At 41.1% G+C, this 19,766-nt stretch carries 20 protein-coding genes and 2 riboswitches; of the genes, 16 read left to right on the forward strand and 4 right to left on the reverse strand.

Going from position 1 to position 19,766, the window contains the following annotated elements; translation table 11 throughout:
- Positions 1 to 122 precede the first annotated feature (122 nt).
- From Q4575_RS15550 to Q4575_RS15590, 9 genes are all read left to right on the forward strand, one after another.
- Positions 123 to 716 (forward strand): histidine phosphatase family protein, encoded by a 594-nt coding sequence (locus Q4575_RS15550; protein WP_215964663.1) that lies wholly within the window; start codon positions 123 to 125, stop codon positions 714 to 716.
- A 113-nt stretch (positions 717 to 829) separates the two neighbouring features.
- Positions 830 to 1,015, forward strand: a riboswitch (cobalamin riboswitch).
- A 103-nt stretch (positions 1,016 to 1,118) separates the two neighbouring features.
- Complete coding sequence (locus tag Q4575_RS15555) at positions 1,119 to 1,937, forward strand: ABC transporter ATP-binding protein (RefSeq protein WP_303523457.1); 819 nt, start codon at positions 1,119 to 1,121, stop codon at positions 1,935 to 1,937.
- A gap of 13 nt (positions 1,938 to 1,950) precedes the next feature.
- Positions 1,951 to 2,946: an iron ABC transporter permease gene (locus Q4575_RS15560; RefSeq protein ID WP_303523478.1), complete on the forward strand. Its 996-nt coding sequence runs from the start codon at positions 1,951 to 1,953 to the stop codon at positions 2,944 to 2,946.
- 1 nt (position 2,947) lies between these two features.
- Positions 2,948 to 4,018: a nicotinate-nucleotide--dimethylbenzimidazole phosphoribosyltransferase gene (cobT, locus tag Q4575_RS15565; protein WP_303523458.1), complete on the forward strand. Its 1,071-nt coding sequence runs from the start codon at positions 2,948 to 2,950 to the stop codon at positions 4,016 to 4,018.
- Positions 4,015 to 4,842 carry an adenosylcobinamide-GDP ribazoletransferase gene (locus Q4575_RS15570; protein WP_303523459.1) on the forward strand — a complete coding sequence of 276 codons (828 nt, stop codon included), beginning with the start codon at positions 4,015 to 4,017 and terminating at the stop codon, positions 4,840 to 4,842. Before cobT ends, Q4575_RS15570 begins: the two co-directional genes overlap by 4 nt.
- Positions 4,842 to 5,393 (forward strand): bifunctional adenosylcobinamide kinase/adenosylcobinamide-phosphate guanylyltransferase, encoded by a 552-nt coding sequence (gene cobU / locus Q4575_RS15575; protein WP_303523460.1) that lies wholly within the window; start codon positions 4,842 to 4,844, stop codon positions 5,391 to 5,393. Before Q4575_RS15570 ends, cobU begins: the two co-directional genes overlap by 1 nt.
- Positions 5,390 to 6,883: a cobyric acid synthase gene (locus tag Q4575_RS15580; RefSeq protein WP_303523461.1), complete on the forward strand. Its 1,494-nt coding sequence runs from the start codon at positions 5,390 to 5,392 to the stop codon at positions 6,881 to 6,883. Before cobU ends, Q4575_RS15580 begins: the two co-directional genes overlap by 4 nt.
- Positions 6,870 to 7,484 (forward strand): cob(I)yrinic acid a,c-diamide adenosyltransferase, encoded by a 615-nt coding sequence (cobO, locus tag Q4575_RS15585; protein ID WP_303523462.1) that lies wholly within the window; start codon positions 6,870 to 6,872, stop codon positions 7,482 to 7,484. Before Q4575_RS15580 ends, cobO begins: the two co-directional genes overlap by 14 nt.
- Positions 7,485 to 7,487: 3 nt before the next feature.
- Positions 7,488 to 8,348, forward strand: coding sequence for a cobalamin-binding protein (locus tag Q4575_RS15590; RefSeq protein WP_303523463.1), 861 nt, complete (start codon positions 7,488 to 7,490; stop codon positions 8,346 to 8,348).
- A gap of 175 nt (positions 8,349 to 8,523) precedes the next feature.
- On the opposite strand, the gene Q4575_RS15595 is transcribed toward Q4575_RS15590, so the two are convergent.
- Together Q4575_RS15595 and Q4575_RS15600 are read right to left on the reverse strand one after the other, a co-directional pair.
- Positions 8,524 to 9,741, reverse strand: coding sequence for a cadherin repeat domain-containing protein (locus tag Q4575_RS15595; protein ID WP_272181402.1), 1,218 nt, complete (start codon positions 9,739 to 9,741; stop codon positions 8,524 to 8,526).
- Positions 9,741 to 11,738, reverse strand: coding sequence for a TonB-dependent receptor (locus tag Q4575_RS15600; RefSeq protein WP_303523464.1), 1,998 nt, complete (start codon positions 11,736 to 11,738; stop codon positions 9,741 to 9,743). Before Q4575_RS15600 ends, Q4575_RS15595 begins: the two co-directional genes overlap by 1 nt.
- Positions 11,739 to 11,837: 99 nt before the next feature.
- Positions 11,838 to 11,966: riboswitch (cobalamin riboswitch) on the reverse strand.
- Between the two features lie 188 nt (positions 11,967 to 12,154).
- On the opposite strand from Q4575_RS15600, the gene Q4575_RS15605 reads away from it, so the two are divergent.
- Both Q4575_RS15605 and Q4575_RS15610 read left to right on the forward strand, forming a co-directional pair.
- On the forward strand, positions 12,155 to 12,658 hold the full coding sequence (locus tag Q4575_RS15605) for a DUF6491 family protein (RefSeq protein WP_215964673.1): 504 nt from the start codon (positions 12,155 to 12,157) through the stop codon (positions 12,656 to 12,658).
- 235 nt (positions 12,659 to 12,893) lie between these two features.
- Positions 12,894 to 14,162 (forward strand): amidohydrolase family protein, encoded by a 1,269-nt coding sequence (locus Q4575_RS15610; protein WP_215964674.1) that lies wholly within the window; start codon positions 12,894 to 12,896, stop codon positions 14,160 to 14,162.
- 123 nt (positions 14,163 to 14,285) lie between these two features.
- Here Q4575_RS15610 and Q4575_RS15615 read toward each other — a convergent pair whose 3' ends face one another.
- Complete coding sequence (locus tag Q4575_RS15615; RefSeq protein ID WP_303523465.1) at positions 14,286 to 15,419, reverse strand: GGDEF domain-containing protein; 1,134 nt, start codon at positions 15,417 to 15,419, stop codon at positions 14,286 to 14,288.
- Between the two features lie 318 nt (positions 15,420 to 15,737).
- On the opposite strand from Q4575_RS15615, the gene rpsF reads away from it, so the two are divergent.
- From rpsF to rplI, 4 genes are read left to right on the forward strand one after another with little or no spacing between them, the layout of a single operon-like run.
- Positions 15,738 to 16,073 carry a 30S ribosomal protein S6 gene (gene rpsF / locus Q4575_RS15620; protein ID WP_215964676.1) on the forward strand — a complete coding sequence of 112 codons (336 nt, stop codon included), beginning with the start codon at positions 15,738 to 15,740 and terminating at the stop codon, positions 16,071 to 16,073.
- A gap of 15 nt (positions 16,074 to 16,088) precedes the next feature.
- A complete protein-coding gene (priB, locus tag Q4575_RS15625) occupies positions 16,089 to 16,394 on the forward strand; it encodes a primosomal replication protein N (protein ID WP_215964677.1) in 306 nt (101 codons plus the stop codon).
- Between the two features lie 9 nt (positions 16,395 to 16,403).
- The gene (gene rpsR, locus Q4575_RS15630) at positions 16,404 to 16,631 is read left to right on the forward strand and encodes a 30S ribosomal protein S18 (RefSeq protein WP_215964678.1); all 228 of its coding nucleotides are present in this window, start codon (positions 16,404 to 16,406) and stop codon (positions 16,629 to 16,631) included.
- A gap of 27 nt (positions 16,632 to 16,658) precedes the next feature.
- Complete coding sequence (gene rplI / locus Q4575_RS15635) at positions 16,659 to 17,111, forward strand: 50S ribosomal protein L9 (RefSeq protein WP_215964679.1); 453 nt, start codon at positions 16,659 to 16,661, stop codon at positions 17,109 to 17,111.
- Between the two features lie 341 nt (positions 17,112 to 17,452).
- Here the strand turns inward: rplI and Q4575_RS15640 are convergent, their stop codons facing one another.
- On the reverse strand, positions 17,453 to 18,574 hold the full coding sequence (locus Q4575_RS15640) for a DUF3083 family protein (protein WP_303523466.1): 1,122 nt from the start codon (positions 18,572 to 18,574) through the stop codon (positions 17,453 to 17,455).
- 389 nt (positions 18,575 to 18,963) lie between these two features.
- Here Q4575_RS15640 and Q4575_RS15645 point away from each other — a divergent pair, with 389 nt between their 5' ends.
- Positions 18,964 to 19,620, forward strand: a complete 657-nt coding sequence (locus Q4575_RS15645) for a YitT family protein (protein WP_215964682.1) — start codon at positions 18,964 to 18,966, stop codon at positions 19,618 to 19,620.
- Positions 19,621 to 19,766: the final 146 nt, after the last annotated feature.

Raw genomic sequence — 19,766 nt, forward strand, 5'->3', positions numbered from 1 at the left:
CTACCATTAAAAGCATAAAACAGCACACTTTTAATCCAAAAAAGTTGGATTTGTTTATCGACTTAGTTCAATCTAGCTGGAATATAAGGTTGAAAAACGAACAAAAGTTCGTCGGAATGATTTTGAAAACCTGTTACTTTTATTTTTTACGGCATGGTGAATTAACCGGCAAAGGCCAGTTGGCAGGGCATACAGACATTCCGCTGTCAGTAGTGGGATTGCAACAAATGCGTACTTCCACTTATGGACTTGATATAAATCGCTGTATTTCTTCGCCATTAAAACGTTGCAAAGTATTTTCAAAAGAATTTTCAATTAATCAAAATTTGCCCCTAGATTTCTCTTCCGCAATCCAAGAAATGAACTTTGGCGAGTGGGATGGCGAAGCGTTTGATCAGCTTTGGCAGATGCCTAAGCCAAATATTGGCGACTTTTGGGAAACACCTGATACGGTAACGCCTCCGCGGGGGGAAACATTTGCTGATTTTTCGATTCGAGTCAAAGCATGGTGGGAACATCAAGTTGCACAGCATACAGAAGAAAACGTCTTGGTTGTAACCCACGCTGGTGTTATCAAACAAATCATTGGTTTGGTCACTGGGGTGTCGCCGTTGAGCAGTATTCACAGTCGATTAGAGGTTAAATATGGCGGTGTTATTTGCGTTAAAGTTTATTCCGACGACAATCATCCTCCTTGGGTAAGCCTTGTTTTTTAGCCTTGTTTTAAATCATGTTTTTTAAGTCAGGAGGCAAGTTTGACCTTGCTATTTATGTAGTCTTTTGGATAATAGCCATCCAGATGTCTGATTGTTCTTCATACTAATTGCTATTTTGCTGTATGATGGCGCTCAGAGACAACTTATTAAAACTGGGAATGTGGTTCGAATCCACAACTGTACCCGCAACTGTATTCAGAGCAATGTTTGAAACCACTGGCCAAAATTAAATTATGGTTGGGAAGGCAAACATCGAGTAGCTGAAAGTCAGGATACCAGAGTATTTTAATAAGAACATAATTGACCTAAACGAGCGGGCATACTCGTATTAGGGGAAACATCAGTTTACCTTTAAATTGATCTACCTCTTTACGCCCGCATTATTAGAGCTAAGCAAACGGCGTGACTTTGATATCTACACAGCAGCAAACTATTTTAGACGTTGACCAACTTTGTTGGCACGTTCATTCACGCGTTATTCTCGACAATATTTCTTGCTCCATTAATAAAGGAAGTTTTACCGGCGTATTAGGGCCAAATGGCGCTGGTAAGTCGACATTACTTCGTTGCTTTTATCGTTATATGAAACCAACTTCAGGTGTTGTGCGTTATATAGGGGATGACATTCAAACGTTGTCGCCAACAGAATACGCCAAACAAGTGGCTGTCGTATTGCAGCACACACCGCAAGACTTTCAGCTCAAAGTGGCCGATGTCGTCGCATTGGGGCTGACGCCTCATAAGTCGTGGCTAAGTCGCTTAGATGGAAACGATCATGCAGCAGTGCAAGCGGCAATGACACAGGTTGGTGTTAGTGACAAACAAGCGGATAACTTTGAAACTTTATCTGGTGGTGAAAAACAGCGAGTGATGATCGCCAGAGCCATTGTACAAAAACCGCAAGTTCTCATCATGGACGAACCAACAAGTCATCTTGATGTCAAATATCAAATTCAAATTATGGAATTGGCTAAGTCTTTAGGTATTACCGTTATAGCGTCATTTCACGACCTCAATCTAGCGGCTTCGATGTGTGACAACTTATTGCTATTAAAAGGGGGTAAGTTGGTGGCCAGTGGTTCACCTAAATCGGTTATTACAGAACATCAATTGTCTAAGGTATTTGATGTTTGCACAAAAGTGTCTGAGCATCCTCAGCATAGTGCACCACTAGTTACTTATTATTATGGCTATGTTGCGGGAACCGACCATGAAGAATAACGCAACTAAACAAATGGTCTATTTTTCAGTAATCCTTTTGCTCATTTTAATCTTCAGTTTTGCATCAGCGTTATCTATTGGTGCCGCACAGTTGTCGTTTAGCCAAGTATTTGATTCAGTGTTTGGGCTATCGAATGATCAGTCTAGCTATATTAGTAGCATTGTATGGGACTTACGGATGCCACGCAGCTTATTGGCATTTGTCGCTGGATGTGGTTTGGCTTTAGCGGGTTTGATATTACAAAAAGTGACGAGAAATCCACTTGCAGATCCCTATTTATTTGGCATTTCCTCAGGCGCTTCTTTAGGTGTTGTTGCCCTTATGTCTGTTACGTCGTTGGGATTTGGTTTTTATTTGTCGATAGGCGCATTTGTCGGTAGCTTGCTTGCCGTTGTGATGTTGTTAGTTATTGCAGGGCATTATGGCCCTAGACAAGTTGAAAATATGCTGTTGGCTGGCGTGGCGTTATCGTTTTTATTTAGCGCTTTTACCAGTTTAATGCTGTATTGGAGTGATCCACAAGCGGTCACCTCGATTATGTTTTGGACCTTAGGTAGTTTTGCCCGAGCGGATTGGCAAACCCTATGGATCCCCACCACAGTGGTTTCCATCTGTTTAGTTTTTATGTTTTTACATCAACGCCAACTCACCGCGTTGTTATTAGGCGATGAAAGCGCCACCACATTAGGGATTAATGTATCGCGACTACGTATCAATATGTTGCTGTTGAGTTCGTTATTGACGGCATCGATAGTTGCCCTATGCGGCGGGATAGGTTTTGTGGGGTTAATGATCCCGCATATTGTTCGTTATTTTGTGACTAACGGCAGTCGGTTTAGCTTTTTTGTCACCGCCTTTGTTGGCGGGATTTTTATGCTGTGGGTAGACATAGGCTCACGAATAATCTTGACCAATCAAGAACTACCCATTGGAATTATTACCTCAGCCATTGGCAGCGTATTTTTTCTGTCTCTCCTTTATTTACGAAAACGTAAGGCGCTTGATTAATATGTTTGAAATAGCCCCATTGTCGACTTCTTTTAGCGCTTTAATTACCAATAAAATTAACAATAAAACGAAACCACTTGGTGCCCTCGGTAAGCTTGAATCTCTTGCTGTAACATTGGCTGAAATTTATTCAGACAATGCAGGCGCATGGCAACAAACCTTAGAAATTACTCAGCCTAACCTAATTGTGTTTGCCGCTGATCACGGTATCGCAGCGCATGGGGTATCCATAGCGCCCAGTGAAGTGACGCAACAAATGGTGATGAATTTTGCCAACGGCGGAGCGGCCATTAACGTGTTTACTCGTCAGTGCCATTGGCAACTCACCGTCGTTGACGCGGGTATACTTGTTCCTGTTGCTGAATCCCTTGGTGTTTTAAACCAAAGATTAGGCGCGGGGACACAGGCCATTCATTTGCAAGATGCGATGACAACGGCGGAAGTTATCAAAGGTTTTGAGCTGGCTAAATCTCTTGTCGCTGAGAAACATCAACAAGGCTGTAACTTAATTGCATTTGGTGAAATGGGCATAGGCAATACGAGTAGTGCGTCGGCTTTGATGGCGGTTATATTAAATTTATCGGCGGCCGACGCCGTAGGTCGAGGTACCGGCATTAGCGATAATGTATTTAAGCATAAAATCAAACTAGTCCAACAGGCTGTCGACAGAATAAAGGTGTCACAACCGACTCCTAATGAGCCAATCACATTGTTAGCCCAATTAGGGGGCTTCGAAATTGTGCAAATTTGCGGTGCTATGTTAGCGGCGGCAGAGTTAAAAATACCCATTGTGGTCGATGGCTTTATTTGCAGCGCCGCGGCCATGGTAGCGAAACTCATCAATACACATGTCAGTGATTACTTAATTTTCTCCCATGCGTCCGGCGAGCAGGGTCATGCGGCTATGTTAGATTGGTTTGACGCGGAGCCACTACTGGATCTTGATTTGCGGTTAGGCGAAGGTACTGGCGCAGCATTAAGTTTGCCGCTCATTATGGCCGCTTGTGGCTTTTATAATGACATGGCCAGTTTTGAGTCAGCGCAGGTTGACGATGTTGTGACGAACCAATGAATTCAACTTCAAACTCACAAATGAGCAAGCGACAAAACCTTCAACAACATTGGTTTTATTTCCGTTTGGCACTGGTGTTTTTAACTCGTATTCCTATCGTGATCAAAGAGCAGGTCAATGACAGTGACATAAACCACACATCCGCTTATTTTGGATTTGTCGGTTTTGTTCTTGCCGCGATTTTAGCCATTGTTAGTTGGCCACTGTTATTGATACTTCCTCCGGAAATTGTTGTCGCGCTAAGTATGGCCGTTAGCTTAATGTTAACCGGTGCTTTTCACGAAGATGGTTTGGCTGATACCGCTGATGGTCTTGGTGGTGGTTGGACTCAAGAACAAAAGCTCAACATTATGAAGGATAGTCGTATTGGAACGTATGGCAGTTCGGCGTTGATTATTGTTTTATTAATAAAATACCAACTGCTTGTTAGTCTTATTAATGTCGGCTTTATTGAGTTTGTTGTCGCTTTGTTCACAAGTCATAGTGTAAGTCGAGTTATCGCGGTGAGCCTAATTGGTGCGTTGCCCTACGTGCAACTTGATCAACAAAGCAAAACCAAGCCGATTGCACAGGAGTTACCTAGCGGTGCATGGCGATTATTAATGTGCTCTTTAGCTATTGTTGGCTTGATATTGTTATTCGTATTGGAGGTTGCCATAACCCATGTTTTATTGAGTATTGGCGTCATATTGGCATTACGGTTGGCATTTAAGAAATACATGAAATCACAACTTGGCGGGTACACCGGCGATATATTAGGCGCCACACAACAAGTGTTTGAAATACTGGTTTACGTCCTCTTAGTTGTTTGGCTGGTGGGATAATGATGGGACCCAACAGCATTCACTTTATTTTAGGGGGCGCACGGTCTGGCAAAAGCCGTTTTGCCGAAAACGCGGCTGCAAGATCAGGAAAAAACGTCATTTACATTGCGACTGCCGAAGGTCTCGATGATGAAATGATTGATCGCATCGCACATCATAAAAACCATCGCCCAGCAAGTTGGGCAGTAATAGAATCGCCACTTCAGTTAGCCGATACGATAGAGCAAAATGCAACTGAACACACCTGCATTATTGTTGATTGTTTAACTCTGTATTTAACTAATTGGCTTTGTAAAGACAATGACGCGGCGTGGCAAAATGAAAAGCAGCGGCTGCTCAGCGTGTTGGAAAACGCGGCACACAATAAATTTCAGATTGTATTGGTCAGTAACGAAGTGGGTCAGGGCATAGTCCCTTTGGGTGAATTGTCTCGTACTTTTGTCGACCAAGCTGGGTGGCTACATCAGGATATCGCAAGCCTTGCTGGTACGGTTGATTTTATTGTCGCCGGTTTAAATATGAGGCTAAAACCGCAAAAGGGCGAACAATGAAAGTATTAATGGTGCAGGGGACTACGTCCGATGCAGGAAAAAGCACGTTAGTCGCTGGACTGTGCCGAGTCTTCTCAGATTTAAACGTAAAAACAGCCCCGTTTAAACCACAAAATATGGCACTTAATAGTGCCGTTACCGACGATGGTGGTGAAATTGGCCGGGCCCAAGCACTACAAGCCGTTGCGGCAAGACAAAAAACGCGAGTCGATTTTAATCCCATTTTATTAAAGCCAAACTCAGATACAGGCGCGCAGGTCATTATTCATGGAAAAGCCTTGAGTAACATGGAAGCGGATACTTACCACGACTACAAAAAAGTGGCGATGGACGCGGTACTGGTTTCGCATCAACGATTAGCCACTGAGTTTGACCTATTGTTAGTGGAAGGGGCGGGCAGTCCTGCTGAGATTAACCTTAGGGAAAATGATCTTGCAAATATGGGGTATGCCGAAGCTGTCGACTGCCCGGTTATTATTATTGCCGATATCGATAAAGGTGGTGTATTCGCGCACCTAGTCGGTACATTGGCGCTGCTATCTGAAACAGAGCAGGCGCGGGTAAAAGGGTTTGTGATAAATCGGTTCCGTGGCGATATTGCATTATTACAATCGGGACTTGATTGGCTGGAAGATAAAACAAATAAGCCGGTTTTGGGGGTTTTGCCTTATATTCACGATTTAGCGTTAGATGCTGAAGATGCGATAAGCATTGAAAATAAGACCGGAACTGTGCAATTAAAAATTGCCGTAATTGTGCTTCCGCACATTAGCAATCATACGGACTTTGACGCACTTCGGTTACACCCAAATGTTGATTTACAATATGTTGGTATATTTGAATCTTTGCCTAATTGTGATCTGGTTATTTTACCCGGCAGTAAAAATGTCATTGGCGATCTGACTCACTTAAAATACAACAAATGGCCGGCGCAAATTAATCGGCATTTGCGTTATGGCGGCAAATTACTGGGTATTTGTGGCGGATTTCAGATGTTAGGCCATACCATTTTTGATCCTAATGGTGTTGAGTCCAGTACGCCTAAAACCAAAGGGTTAGCATTAGCTGACTTTGAAACTGAGTTAACAGAATCGAAAACCTTAACTCAAATTGCTGGTACGAGTGCTCTGCACGCTGTTTCGTTTAACGGTTATGAAATTCATTGTGGCCATTCCACAGGAGCCGCATTACGTCAGCCAGCTTTTTATATTGACGACTATGATAAAGACAAGGGCATTGTGAAAAAACCTGACGGTTTTGTATCAGACGATAATCAAATTATGGGAACTTACATCCACGGATTATTTGATAGCCCACAGATAAGCCATTTATTGTTTGACTGGATAAACCCTGCACACGGTATTAAAGCAGGATTTGACTTAAACCGTCATAGAGAAGAACAACTGGATCAATTAGCCGATTCATTACGCGCTAATTTAGATATGCAAAAAATACAACAAATAATAGGAATGACTCATGAGTCAAGATGAACTAAAAGCCCGCCGCGACGAGAAACACGCAGAACGTCAACAACGGATAAAAAAAGAAGTCGACGAACGAGTCGCTAAAGCACAAACCGAACAAGGTGTATTCCAAGTGATAACCGGAAACGGTAAAGGAAAATCTACGTCTGGTTTTGGCACTGTTGCACGTTGTGTTGGTCACGGTATGAGTGCCGCAGTGGTGCAATTCATTAAAGGCGGCTGGGAGTGTGGTGAACGCAATTTATTGCAAAAAGTTGGTGTTCCATTTACGTTTATGGAAACCGGCTTTACCTGGGAAACGCAAAATCGTGACTCAGATACGGCCGCAGCTCAGGAAGCTTGGGTTGTCGCTAAGCAGTACTTGGCAGATGAGAGTATCGATTTGGTTTTACTCGACGAATTAACGTATATGATCACCTACGATTACATCGAACTTGGAGATGTGCTCGAAGCGATAAAAAATAGACCAAAAATGCAATCAGTGATCTTAACCGGTCGCGGCGCGCACCGTGAATTAACTGAATTGGCCGACACGGTTAGTGAAGTTAGAAACGTCAAACACGCCTTTGATTCGGGTGTGAAAGCACAAAAAGGATTTGATTTCTAACCCATGAAAAATCTGATAACCGCGAGTATTTTAACGTGTCTAATTAGCTTCGGCCTAACGGTTTCGAGCTCTGGCATGGCTGCGTCCAAAGCGAACATAAAACCAGCGACGCGAATTATTGCGCTCGCACCGCATATCGTTGAGTCGTTATTTGATATTGGTGCGGGTGATAAAATTGTCGCCACTGTCGATTATGCCGATTACCCCGTGGAAGCGTTAGATATTCCAAGGGTTGGAGGCTATTACGGCATTCAAATGGAAAAGGTTTTGGCCCTTAAACCTGATCTCATCATTGTCTGGAAAGGCGGGAATCAAGATGGTGATATTGCTCAATTAGAAAAGTTGGGGTTACCTGTGATTTACAGCGAGCCTACTTCATTGAGTGGCGTTGCGGCGGAACTTAGAATGTTTGGCGAGTTAACCGGCTTATCACATAATGCAGAGGTACTCGCGGATCAGTTTGAAGATGACTTGGAGATTATTCAACGACGTTACGGTAATCGCCATCCTGTTGACGTGTTTTATCAATTGTGGTCGGAACCGATGATGACAGTAAACAAAAATACATGGATCAATCAACTTATTGAAACGTGTGGTGGGGTCAATGTTTTTGCCAACAACCCAACTGAGTATCCCCAGATCAGTATAGAGAATGTCATTGTCGCTCAGCCTTCAATTATTATTATGCCGCAGGAAAAGTCAGATAAGCCTCAACCTAAAATCGATTGGCAAAAATGGACTGTTGTACCGGCGGTTAAAAACAATCAATTTATGGAAGTAGATGCTGATCTTATTCATCGCTTTAGTCGTCGAATGCTTATTGGCCTAGGTGACATGTGTAAAAAGATAGATGGGTTTCGTTAATTATTATTTGACGCTTTGAGAGGGGCAAGTGCTTAGCAAAGGGTTAACTATCAACGAACGCACAAATAAAAAGATAGGCAATAAAAAAGGGCGTTTTAACTATCCGCCCTTTTTAAATTTTGAAAACTAAGTGTTTATGGTTTCTCGAACGCGCTCATTCAAGCGCATTAAAAACCTAGTCTTCTAAGATTGCGATAACCGCAGGGTTTAAGTCTGTAAGTAATCGCTCACCATATAATTCGCCAGTTTCTAAGTCGAGAATGTCTAAACCTGGCGTGGTGTTTGAGCCTACTGCAATCCAAAGATATCCATTGGCATCATAAGCAATAGCATTGATTGCTTCTTCTCCAGAACCCGCAACAGTTTGAGTGTTAATTTCACCGGTTGTTGGGTTAAATTGGTATAAAGCAGAAACTTCGTGGTATGACGGTTCATAAACACTTTGGCTTACGAAGAAAAACCCAGTGTCAGCGTCAACAACCACTGAAGCTTTGATATTAGCCGCTGTATTGTCCGTAATATCCGACGCAGTTAATACTTCACGTAGTGCAAACGTGTCTGTATCAATTGCTTCAATCATGCTGCCACTTAAGTCAAAGCTAGAGTAGCTATCGCGTGATGTAATAAATACTTCATCGCCAAATGCAACTAAGCTATTTTCAAGCGGATTAACGCCGTTAACTGGAATACCCATAACGCTATCGGTTGACGATGCATTGGTTTCAATTTCAGCGTCAGTTGCAGTATCAAACACGGCAACATAAGCTGATTGAGCGTTCCAACTATCGTCTATACGTTGCATGGCGATAAATAACTTTCCATCGGTGATCACTGCAGATGAAGGTGATGGGGTTTGAGCACTGTTATTTTCAGCATAAGCACTTAGGTCCAATTCACCAATTTTAAAGTCTTCAGCTTGAGTTGCTTGTGGATTAACAATCCAAACCGTTGGTGAGCCATAACGCAATAAATACGCTTTTTGATCAGAAGCAAATGCAATGGCATAAGGGTTACGAGATGTCGTGTCTAAGTCATCTTGAGTAGAGTAAGACCAAGTCGCCACATCGAGATTGTCAGAGGCAAACTTTTCAATAGTATCAATCCCAAAACGACCAATATGGAACACTTCGTTGTTATAGGCAGATACCGTAAAGTCTGACTTGTCTTTGACTTGATAACCTGTGCTGACTTGCGCGTCGTCGCCGGTAACCATAACTAATTCTGATGATGTATAGTCAGGTGCAATCGTTTGAACAACGGCATTGCTAGGTGTGGTTTCAACAATGATTTCGACATCAGTGTTGTCATCTTTATTGTCGTCATCGCTACTACAGGCAGAGATAAAAGTGACGGCGAATAGGGCCGCGAGAGTAAGTTTGTACTGTTGTTTCATTAGAACTCCTTCAAAGTAAATTTAAAATTGATGTTTCGACCGGCCGCTGGGCGATTGGCTAAGTCGTAATAGGATTGGTTAAAAATGTTGTTTATCGCCAACGAGGCACTGTACTTGGCGTGATGCCAAGACAATTGCAGCTGCGTGGTATTGTTGTCCGTTGGAAAACCAGAATGAGACGAGACTTTATTTGCTCGGTCAAAGTACAAGTCGTTTTCGATTCGAGTTTGGAGGCTTAGATACCAAGTTTGGTTAAACGAATATTGGGCCTGAACTTGATATTGTTGGTGGTAAATACCAGGCAGCTTTTTATTATCAAACACATGAATGTCAGATTGTGTATTTGAGTCAATGAGGTCGATGGTTGCGATAAGTTTAAAATTCGGCGTTACGGCGATATCCAATTGCGTCGATAGACCAAATAACGTTGATGACGCGACATTGGTGTAACTACCGATGCCACTTGAATTAAATATAGCGACGATTGAATTATCAATTTGTTGGGCATACAGCGTATTTTGAATATTGATATTTTGCCAACGGGCGAGCCAGTTAAGTGAAATTGAATTGGCAAGTTCAGCCTTTAAGTCTTCATTTCCTTTGAAAGAACCTCGGTCACCAAATAATTCGCTTAGCGTTGGGGTTCTTATCCCTTTAGCGATATGGGCTGAAATGCGATGATGGTTAAACCGATAACTCACATCAAATTCAGCTGAGTGGTGAGAATAACTGCTGTTTAAGCTCTTTGTATCTGGCTGGTAACGGGCGTCATTGGTGTTTTTAGCGTTCAAAAAATTCCACAGTAATGAATACTGTATAGCCGACTTTCCTGGCCAATTCAGTCGCGAGCCGAGGTTCATTAAACGTTGAGTTGCCTCAACATCACAGCTTTGAAAATTATTGCAAGCTGGGCGCTGTTGATTAACCCAACTATCTGAAACAAATGTTTGGTTATTGATATTAATGTAGGGCGTTACTTTTAGGGTGTTGAATTTTGTCGGAGCCGAAAACTGCACATAAAATTGATCTGTATCGTATTGGTAAATGTCGTTTTTACTTGCCTTTGGTCGGTCTGTATATGTTTCTTGTTGATTAAACCAATAGGCTTCCAAATTAACAGCGTAGTCGAGTTGCCACAAATCAAATGGTTGTATAGTCGCGTGTTCAAAACCAACTCTGTAGTTGGTATTTTCTAGCGTAGATGCCATTTCTGGAGAGTTATTTTGATAATTAGGAATGGCTTTGAGTTGCTCGTTATATTGAGCATTGATTGACGTTGTTGTGTTACTTGATGAAAACTCGTCACTTAAAAAATAAGTAGTTTTTCTAAAGTGGTTATTCCGCAGAGGTTCGGTTATCGATTCTTGACTATTGTTAAAGCTTTGCGGTACTAAGTACTCATAATCATTGTCTGTTTGCTGGTGGTTTACACTCATCGACAATTGATGCTGTTTATAAAGCAAATTCCCTTTCAAGTTAATTTCTTGGGTTTGCCAACTGCCTAACGTGGCAGACAAACTTGCATTGCTGCCATCGCCTTTGATTGTATTAATTCGAATTTCGCCACCAATAGGTGTGACTCCTGTAGATGTCGATTGATATTGACTGACTTCAATTGACTCTATTAGTGCCAACGGGATTTGGTCTAAATCGAACCCGCCAAATTGACCGGTATTAATGAGTTGACCATCGATGCGTAGATTAACTTGTTGACTGGTTGAACCTCGGATTGAAATTGCAATTGGGTTACCCAACCCTGCCACCTGTCGTATTTGCACCGAAGGTAAGCTGGCTAAAACAGAAGATAAGCTATTGGCTGTTTCTAATAAGGCTTGTTGGTCAATTAAATAGGTATTAAGTGAGGTATCCTCGCCACTATTTAGGACTTCTATTCGCTCTATTTTTTCTACAGTCTGATCTGATTTTTCACCGACGTCAGCAAATGCCTGCGTTGCAGTGATTAAAAAGAAGTAAGCTGTAAATAAGAACTGTTTCATGTCATCTCGTAGTTGAGCTTATATTAGCTCGATGAGACGAAAGGGGCACACAAGGTCGCGACGAATAGGCGAAGTTGGATGCCGTATTCGCCCACCGCAAATCGGTTATTTATCTTAGGTCGGTATCGGGCTTATTTTTTCAAAATAACCGTTGCGGGGGCAGCGTTGGATTTTCACCAATCTTCCCAGTTACCCTACAGAGTAGGCACCTAAAATAATGTAGTAAATATCGTGTTGTAAAACACGACATCAGAATTTGGCGCGATAATAACAGGAAGCAAGGTGTGACGAAAGTTCTTGTTGGCTATATCGTATGTCGTTATTACAAATGGTTTAGATAGATAGTTACAATTGATAACGATATTGTAGTAGATTCATGGTTATACTAAGTAAAACTAAAATAAGTAAGGGGTATTATGTTTAAGCTCATTTTATCAATAATTGTCGCTGGGTTTATATTGGTTGGTTGCGCCTCAAATAATACGCTCACGAAAGAAGAACGGACTGCCGCCTATGAACAGTTTGTGGTGGATAACAACCTTGAACGTACTGATAAAATCCCTGGATTCAAATTTGATCAGTGGTCCTCTTTAGGGGCGAAACACCTTATTTTATACCGTAATTTTCGCTCACCTTATTTAGTGACATTGCAACGGAACTGTTTTGATCTCGACTTTGCTCATCAATTAGCTATAGAACATCAAGGTGGGTCTTTGCGGGCTAAATTTGATTATGTGTTAGTGCCGAATACTATTCCTGTGAAATGTTTTATTTCGGCAATTCATAAGATCACGCCGGAGCAGAAGAAACAGCTAATGGCGATTGGAGAAGATCCTAAAACGTCCTCGCCAGATGATGCCGAGGATAATGATCAAGAAGCCGACGGTGAAGCGTCAGACAGTGACTTGGAGTCGGTATAACTCGACGATGTTATCGGAGCATAGGTCCGTAATAATTAGTGACTGAGGTCAATATTAAATCAAGGTGCTACGACGTAGTGCCTTTTTTTATGTAATTTACATATGGATTTGCGTCCATCCTCGATAAATACGATGAACAACAGGAACTTCGATATAAAAACCGATATTTGTTTAGGAAACTCTGCTTTAATAAGCAAAGGTATTAATAAGAAAAAACAAAAGTGGAAGGTAACATATGCGTTTGGTCCCGGTAGCAGCTTTATTGAGTATTTTATTCTGTTCCTCAAATTTACTAGCACAACAAACCCTCATTAACGCCGACGCCTATGTCGATGTGGAAAGTGGCGAAACGATTAATTACGTGTCGGTTTTAGTTGAAGATAACGTGATTATAGAGGTTGGCCGACAGGGCAAAGTCTCCGCTGATGCAGGCGCTGACATTATTAACCTACAGGGGAAAACCTTATTACCAGGCTTAATGGATATGCATGTTCATTTAACTGGTGATGCGGAAGAGAACTTTTTGGCATCAAAAGGAAACTCGGTTCCTAGGATGACGGTAAAAGCGGTAAAAAATGCTAAAAAAACTTTGATGGCTGGATTCACTACTGTTCGTAACTTGGGTGCAAAGGGTTATTCAGTCATTGGTGTACGAGACGGCATTAACGCTGGTGAAGTTGTCGGGCCTCGAATTTGGGCCGCAGGCCATTCTGTTAGTATTACAGGCGGTCATTGTGATGATAATTTCTCACCACCAGAAGCAGAAAGTATCAGTGGTGGTGTTGCAGATGGTCCGTGGGCGGTGCGAACTAAGGTGCGTGAAAACATCAAGTATGGCGCAAACACAATAAAAGTGTGTGCAACAGGTGGTGTGTTTTCAAAGGGCACTAAAGTTGGCATACAACAATTAACGGAAGAAGAAATCCGCTCGGCTGTCGAAGAAGCTCATATGCGCGGTCTAATTGCTGCGGCACATGCGCACGGGACTGAAGGTATTAAAGCCGCTATCCGTGCTGGTATCGACAGTGTTGAACATTGTAGCTTTATGGACCAAGAAGCAATCGATTTGGCACTAGAGCATGGTACATACTTGTCGTGTGATATTTATAATACTGAGTATACGTTGGCGTTTGGTGAAGCAAATGGAGTCCCAGAAGAAAACATCAACAAAGAAAAACTCGTATCAAAAGCACAACGTGATAGCTTTAGAATGGCCGTCGAAGCTGGTGTGAAAATGGTATTTGGTTCAGACGCGGCAATTTATCCACATGGCGATAACGGCAAACAGTTTTCTCGTATGGTACGGTTTGGGATGACACCTATGCAAGCGATTCAGGCGGCAACATTAAATAGTGCTGATCTTTTGCAACAGGATAACATTGGTCAAATTAAAGCGGGTTATTTAGCGGATATCGTCGCTGTTGATGGCAATCCAATTAGCAATATTGATCTTATGGAAAATGTAACTTTTGTAATGAAAGACGGTGTTGTTTATAAGCAATAAACCGCTATGAAAACGGTGTCTTGATATACGCCAGTGTTGTTGCGTATTTCAAGGCACTTTTAATAGGAGATCGACAGTAAAACGATATCGCTATCGACTTCACAGCTTTAGATGAATTTAAAACTAGCCTGTGATGTTTTGAGTATGTTCGACCTGATCCGTCATGATGCAATTTCTGCCAGCATCTTTGGCTTGATAAAGTAAATTGTCAGCGCGGGCAAGGAGCAGAATGTCAGTGTCTTTGGGTTTAATTTGAGTTAATCCAAAACTTGCTGATAGCGGCCAAGAAATTCCTTCAAATTGATTTTTCTCGATATTTGCCTTCATTCTTTCAATCACGGTCAGTGCAGCCGAAATTTTAGTACGTGGCATGACAATAACAAATTCTTCACCGCCAAATCGGATCAAAATATCCGTAGATCGGCTACTTTGTTTTAATACTTCCGCGATTGCTATAAGGGCTTGGTCACCAGTTAAGTGACCTAATGTGTCATTAATTTTTTTGAAGTGATCTAAGTCACATACAGCAATGCAAAAAGACTCATTTGAGCGTGCAAATTCTTTAACTTCGCGCAGTAAGAAGTCCGTTAAATAACGTCTGTTGTACAATTTTGTTAATGGATCTTGAATGGATTCTTCTTTGAGTTTTTCGTTGGTCTTTTTTAAGTCCATGGACAGTTTTAACATCAGTCTGCGGTTGCTCTCTAGCGAGTTGGCAATTAAAAATGAAACGACACAAATCGCAATGATGGGAAACAAAAATAGGACGCTAAAAGGCTGATCATAAAAATGGAAATAAACCACTGAGAATTGGGTTGTGGCAATTGCCATAATGATGACATATTTAAGAGAACAGGCTCGGTACGCGGTTACTGTGCCTAAAATAGCAAACGAGAATGCGGTGAAATTTGGCGTTAATAAGGACTGTAAAGCGGTAATAGACGCCGCAATAATGCATACGATTATGGCGTAACTCATCATCAAGAAGTCCATGTTCTTAATGTTGTTATAGGCTTTCGCTGTAGGTAAAACAAAACGGAAAACGGCTGAGCATAAAAATAGGCCAAACCAAATTATTAGGTAAGGGCTACTGTATTCTCCGTTAATGTCGTTGACTTGATGGTATATGTTGCGGCAACAAAATAGCAATGCAATGATGCCCAACACGTAAGTCGCTACGACAAATCGAGAATAATTGTCTTCGACCTGAGATTCCAAATATTTGATAGCAAAACCACGTTGTTCAGCTTGAGCCATTTTTATTTTTCTTAATTAACTTAATTACGGCACTGCTCTTAAATCACATTGCTCATTTGCTATACAGAATAAAGGTTGCGCTTTTTCTGTGCAACACTTTGTTACATTTTGCGCAAAAATTAGGCACTTGCGGTTGGTAAGTGCTAACAAAATAGGGTTATCTAAACTAATTGTTTGAAAAGTCATCAAATCGATTGAGCCAAATCAAAAAGTAGGTATAATTGCGCCCCCAAATCAGCTATCAATTTTTGTTCCTTGCCTTTGTACAAGTTTGGCTGAGCTTGAGTTTAAGGCTACTAATCCAAAAGGAATCTAACGATGCGTCATTACGAAATCGTTTTTATGGTTCACCCTGACCAGAGTGAACAAGTAACTGGTATGATTGAACGTTATACTGGTTCTATTACTGAAGCCAATGGCCAAGTACACCGTCTTGAAGACTGGGGTCGCCGTCAATTAGCTTATCCAATTGAGAAATTACACAAAGCACACTACGTTCTTATGAATGTTGAAGCGCCGAGTGAAGTAATTGCTGAATTAGAAGAAACATTCCGCTACAACGATGCGGTATTGCGTTCTCTAACTATCCGTAAGGACCATGCAGTTACTGAACCTTCTCCTCTGGCTAAAGAAGAGAAGAAAGAAGCTGCTTAATTGAGGATAGCTTAGGTGTTTAATCAGGTGGTCTTAACGGGCCAAATTTGCAAATCACCCAAGTTTTCTGAAAGTCCTGCAGGCGTAGTTCATGGTCAATTTTCAATTGAACATCGTTCTATTCAACAGGAAGACGAGTTTAGCCGAAACGCTTATATTCGAATTCATGTTGTAACCTGTGGTGAACAACAAAGGCAGTTAATACAAAATTTTGTTGTAGGTGATGAAGTTAATGTGAGTGGTTTTTTAAACCGTCACGAAAGTAAAAATGGTCAACCCATTCTTGCACTTCACGCTCAACACATTGAAAAACTCAATTAGGAGACTCTAATGGCACGTTATTTTAGACGTCGTAAAGTTTGCCGTTTCAAAGCAGATGGCATCAAAGAGATAGATTATAAAGATCTAGCAACTCTACGTAACTATGTTACAGAAAGTGGAAAAATCGTACCTAGCCGTATCACAGGTACAAGTGCAAAGTATCAACGCCAACTAGCTCGTGCAATCAAACGCTCACGCTTTTTAGCATTGTTGCCTTATACAGATTTACATCAATAAGACTGGTAATTAAGAGGTTTAATACATATGAACGTAATCCTTTTAGATAAAGTTGCCAACTTAGGTTCACTTGGTGACAACGTAGTCGTTAAATCTGGCTACGCGCGTAACTACTTATTCCCACAGGGAAAAGCAGTTCCAGCGACTAAAGGCAATTTAGAGCAATTCGAAGCTCGTCGTGCAGAATTAGAAGCAAAAGTTGCTGAAGAATTAGCTGCCGCTGAAGCTCGTGCTGCTCAAGTTACTGAGCTTGCAGAAGTGACTATCGCTTCTAAAGCTGGTGACGAAGGTAAACTATTTGGTTCTATCGGAACTCGTGACATCGCTGACGTTATTTCAGAAGCTGGTGTTGCAGTCGTTAAAGCTGAAGTTAAAATGCCTGAAGGCGCAATCCGTGAAACTGGAGAGTTTGATATCGCTATCCAACTTCACCCAGAAGTAACTGCGTCTATCAAAATTAACGTTATTGCTGAAGCATAATTAGTTAGTTTTAAAAGTATGAATGCCAGTGACTTGTCACTGGCATTTTTGTATCTGCTGTTTAATGTTTTAGCCTGACACTTATCTAACGGTTCGAAAATTCAACGTAACTACCCAACCTGGTTTCTTCCTAGTATCTTGGATAACAAGGAACGACACTAAAAAATAGCATCAGCCAGTAATAACAGTCATTAAGAATAGTCAGTTGCAATCCGTTCATTAATTCAAAGTGTCAAAAAATCTGAATATTAAATTAAGCGAATTATACTTAGAAGTATTGCGTGGGCGTGATACTAGGCGGAAATTGCCCCGTCACTTTGCAGTTCAGGGGCATATAAATATTACACTTGTTGCATGATATGTTGATGAACACGAATGATAATATCGTCGTTATCTTTTTTCCAATTCACATCGTCAGCAAACTTAGTTACGGTTTGCATCACTTGATTAACAAACTTCCCGTAGTTGTTATTATTTTCATCTGACTCGTCAGCGAAAAAGACAAAACGTATTGTGTCTGCTAATTTATCACCGCTCCAATGTACACAGAAACGGCTTTTGTTATTGCTTGGATCCACACCAATAGATATTAACTCACCTTGTACTTCTGCTGTTTCTGACTTGTCATAACGAACAAACGGCGACAGGCCATTGGCAATTAGTGCCGCTTGGTCAATATTGTTTTCACTACATGCGTCTTTAAATATGCTCTCTACTTTTTCATACAATTTAGTGAAAGGCGTATCACAGTTGTAATCAATGTCAGTGCCTTTTAATAAACGTCGAGCCATTGGTACACTGGCAATCGCGTAAGTAATTGAGGTGTGTTCACCAATCTTTTGACCTTGGCTTTGATAGCGATCAGCAATTTCACGGAAACTATGAGTGATAGTTTCTTTATGACCTTTCTCTTTCGTGAATAAATCAAAAGTAAGATGTTGATGGTCGCGTAATTTTATTGCGTTAGGTGCTAAGCCTATTTTAGCTGAAATGTCTTTAACCGCTTTAAACACGGCATTATGGAATTTGCCAGAATTAAGGCGTAACTCGTCACCAGTTGCTAAAAATAATATTTTTACTTTTCGCGCTCTAATTGCGTTGTCGTAATAGCTTTTAAATGTGCTGTTATGTTCTGGGCAGTAAAAGAAAAAAGACTGCTGATTACTATGTAGCACTTGTTGCTCGCCACTGTAACGTACACGAACTAGTTTGTTATTCGCAACAAAATTAACGTGTGTCAGACCGTGTTGTTCAACTACTTCAAAAATTTGATGAGACAATTTTTGGTAAAACTTTTGATATGGCTGGTCTGCATTGGTGTCGATTGTGCCGACAACGGATTCAATTAACTCGTCTGTTAATTGGATTTCAGCCAAAATATACTGGTTATCGCGTGAGTCACTAGGAATGTAAACTCGGTCACCTGCGCGGTGTTTTCTTAAAATTGATGATGCTCTTCTCATAATTCCCTCTCTGCTTCTAGGACCAATTGGTTTGAGAAACTAATTTATTTTTATTGTTATAACATGGCGTTAATACGTAAACATCAATTCATTTGACAATTTGCCTGTTGTTTTTAGACTGAGTTGGAATTGATTAGTTGAACTAGTTTCTACTCTATTATTGTGACATATATGTGTTATTCAAGTTTTATTAACGGTGGAAATCCCAATATTAGTGCATCTTGGCTTAAGAGTCAGGTACTGTTTGGTTTAGCCGCCTTTTGCACTATTTAAGCGTAAATATCTCTTGCCGATTTTGGGCAATATTTGAATGGATAAATAGAGCTATTACTCAGTAATGATAGAGTTAATAGGTTAAAATAGCGCCGTCGAATTTACGCAGAGTTGTCATGAAAAAAATAGCATTTGAATGGTACGCAATAGTTGAAGGCTGCTTCTTAGTCGCCCTTGGATTATTCTTTTTACAATCGAGTCATATGATCGTTGGTGGCACTGCAGGTCTTGCCGCACTCGCAACTAAAAGTTGGGGGTTGTCGATGGGGTTATGGTTCTTCATTGTAAATGCGCCGTTTTTTGTTATCGCTTACCGTCAAATGGGAAAAACGTTTACGTTAAAAAGTGTGTTTGGCATTGTGTTGGTTTCTATTCTTGCAGATACGATGCAATTGCTCATCTCTTTAAATTCAATCCCTATGTGGCTAGCCTCGTTTATCGGTGGCGGTTTAATAGGTGTTGGATTATTGCTGATATTCAAAAATAATGCGTCACTTGGTGGGGTCAATATTCTTGCACTTTTTATTGAGAAAAAATACGGCATCCATAGTGGCAAAGTTATTTTATCAATTGATTTGTTAGTCGTGTTATTAGCTCTGACAAGTTATACCGTAGAACAATTGCTGTATTCGACACTTGGTTTTTTTGTTTTGACTTCGGTTTTAGGCCGTTATCATAAAAAAGCGCCACTGACTCAGAATCACAAAGTGAAGACATCCTCCGTTGCTAATACCGCGGGTACTGACGTTGATTCCCACGTAAGTCCTGCATAGAATTGTATCGCTCGTTCATACTAGGTTAAAAAAGCGATTTTTGTTGATCTGCATTAGGTTTAGGTGCGAATAGACAAAAGTCTAATTAACTATTTGTTAATTTCAGACTAGACTAACGCTGGGATAATTTAACAAAAGCGATATAA

Source organism: Psychrosphaera sp. 1_MG-2023, assembly GCF_030548245.1.
In the GTDB taxonomy this organism is placed as follows: domain Bacteria; phylum Pseudomonadota; class Gammaproteobacteria; order Enterobacterales; family Alteromonadaceae; genus Psychrosphaera; species Psychrosphaera algicola.

Excerpts from the sequence above, each read along its gene's own strand:
- Q4575_RS15640 (WP_303523466.1), bottom strand. The coding sequence starts at position 18,574 with ATGAGAAGAGCATCATCAATTTTAAGAAAACACCGCGCAGGTGACCGA.
- Q4575_RS15595 (WP_272181402.1), bottom strand. The coding sequence starts at position 9,741 with ATGAAACAACAGTACAAACTTACTCTCGCGGCCCTATTCGCCGTCACT.
- Q4575_RS15615 (WP_303523465.1), bottom strand. The coding sequence starts at position 15,419 with ATGGCTCAAGCTGAACAACGTGGTTTTGCTATCAAATATTTGGAATCT.
- Q4575_RS15560 (WP_303523478.1), top strand. The coding sequence starts at position 1,951 with ATGGTCTATTTTTCAGTAATCCTTTTGCTCATTTTAATCTTCAGTTTT.
- rpsR (WP_215964678.1), top strand. The coding sequence starts at position 16,404 with ATGGCACGTTATTTTAGACGTCGTAAAGTTTGCCGTTTCAAAGCAGAT.
- cobU (WP_303523460.1), top strand. The coding sequence starts at position 4,842 with ATGATGGGACCCAACAGCATTCACTTTATTTTAGGGGGCGCACGGTCT.
- rplI (WP_215964679.1), top strand. The coding sequence starts at position 16,659 with ATGAACGTAATCCTTTTAGATAAAGTTGCCAACTTAGGTTCACTTGGT.
- Q4575_RS15580 (WP_303523461.1), top strand. The coding sequence starts at position 5,390 with ATGAAAGTATTAATGGTGCAGGGGACTACGTCCGATGCAGGAAAAAGC.
- Q4575_RS15570 (WP_303523459.1), top strand. The coding sequence starts at position 4,015 with ATGAATTCAACTTCAAACTCACAAATGAGCAAGCGACAAAACCTTCAA.
- Q4575_RS15605 (WP_215964673.1), top strand. The coding sequence starts at position 12,155 with ATGTTTAAGCTCATTTTATCAATAATTGTCGCTGGGTTTATATTGGTT.
- Q4575_RS15610 (WP_215964674.1), top strand. The coding sequence starts at position 12,894 with ATGCGTTTGGTCCCGGTAGCAGCTTTATTGAGTATTTTATTCTGTTCC.
- cobO (WP_303523462.1), top strand. The coding sequence starts at position 6,870 with ATGAGTCAAGATGAACTAAAAGCCCGCCGCGACGAGAAACACGCAGAA.
- cobT (WP_303523458.1), top strand. The coding sequence starts at position 2,948 with ATGTTTGAAATAGCCCCATTGTCGACTTCTTTTAGCGCTTTAATTACC.
- rpsF (WP_215964676.1), top strand. The coding sequence starts at position 15,738 with ATGCGTCATTACGAAATCGTTTTTATGGTTCACCCTGACCAGAGTGAA.
- Q4575_RS15645 (WP_215964682.1), top strand. The coding sequence starts at position 18,964 with ATGAAAAAAATAGCATTTGAATGGTACGCAATAGTTGAAGGCTGCTTC.
- Q4575_RS15590 (WP_303523463.1), top strand. The coding sequence starts at position 7,488 with ATGAAAAATCTGATAACCGCGAGTATTTTAACGTGTCTAATTAGCTTC.
- Q4575_RS15600 (WP_303523464.1), bottom strand. The coding sequence starts at position 11,738 with ATGAAACAGTTCTTATTTACAGCTTACTTCTTTTTAATCACTGCAACG.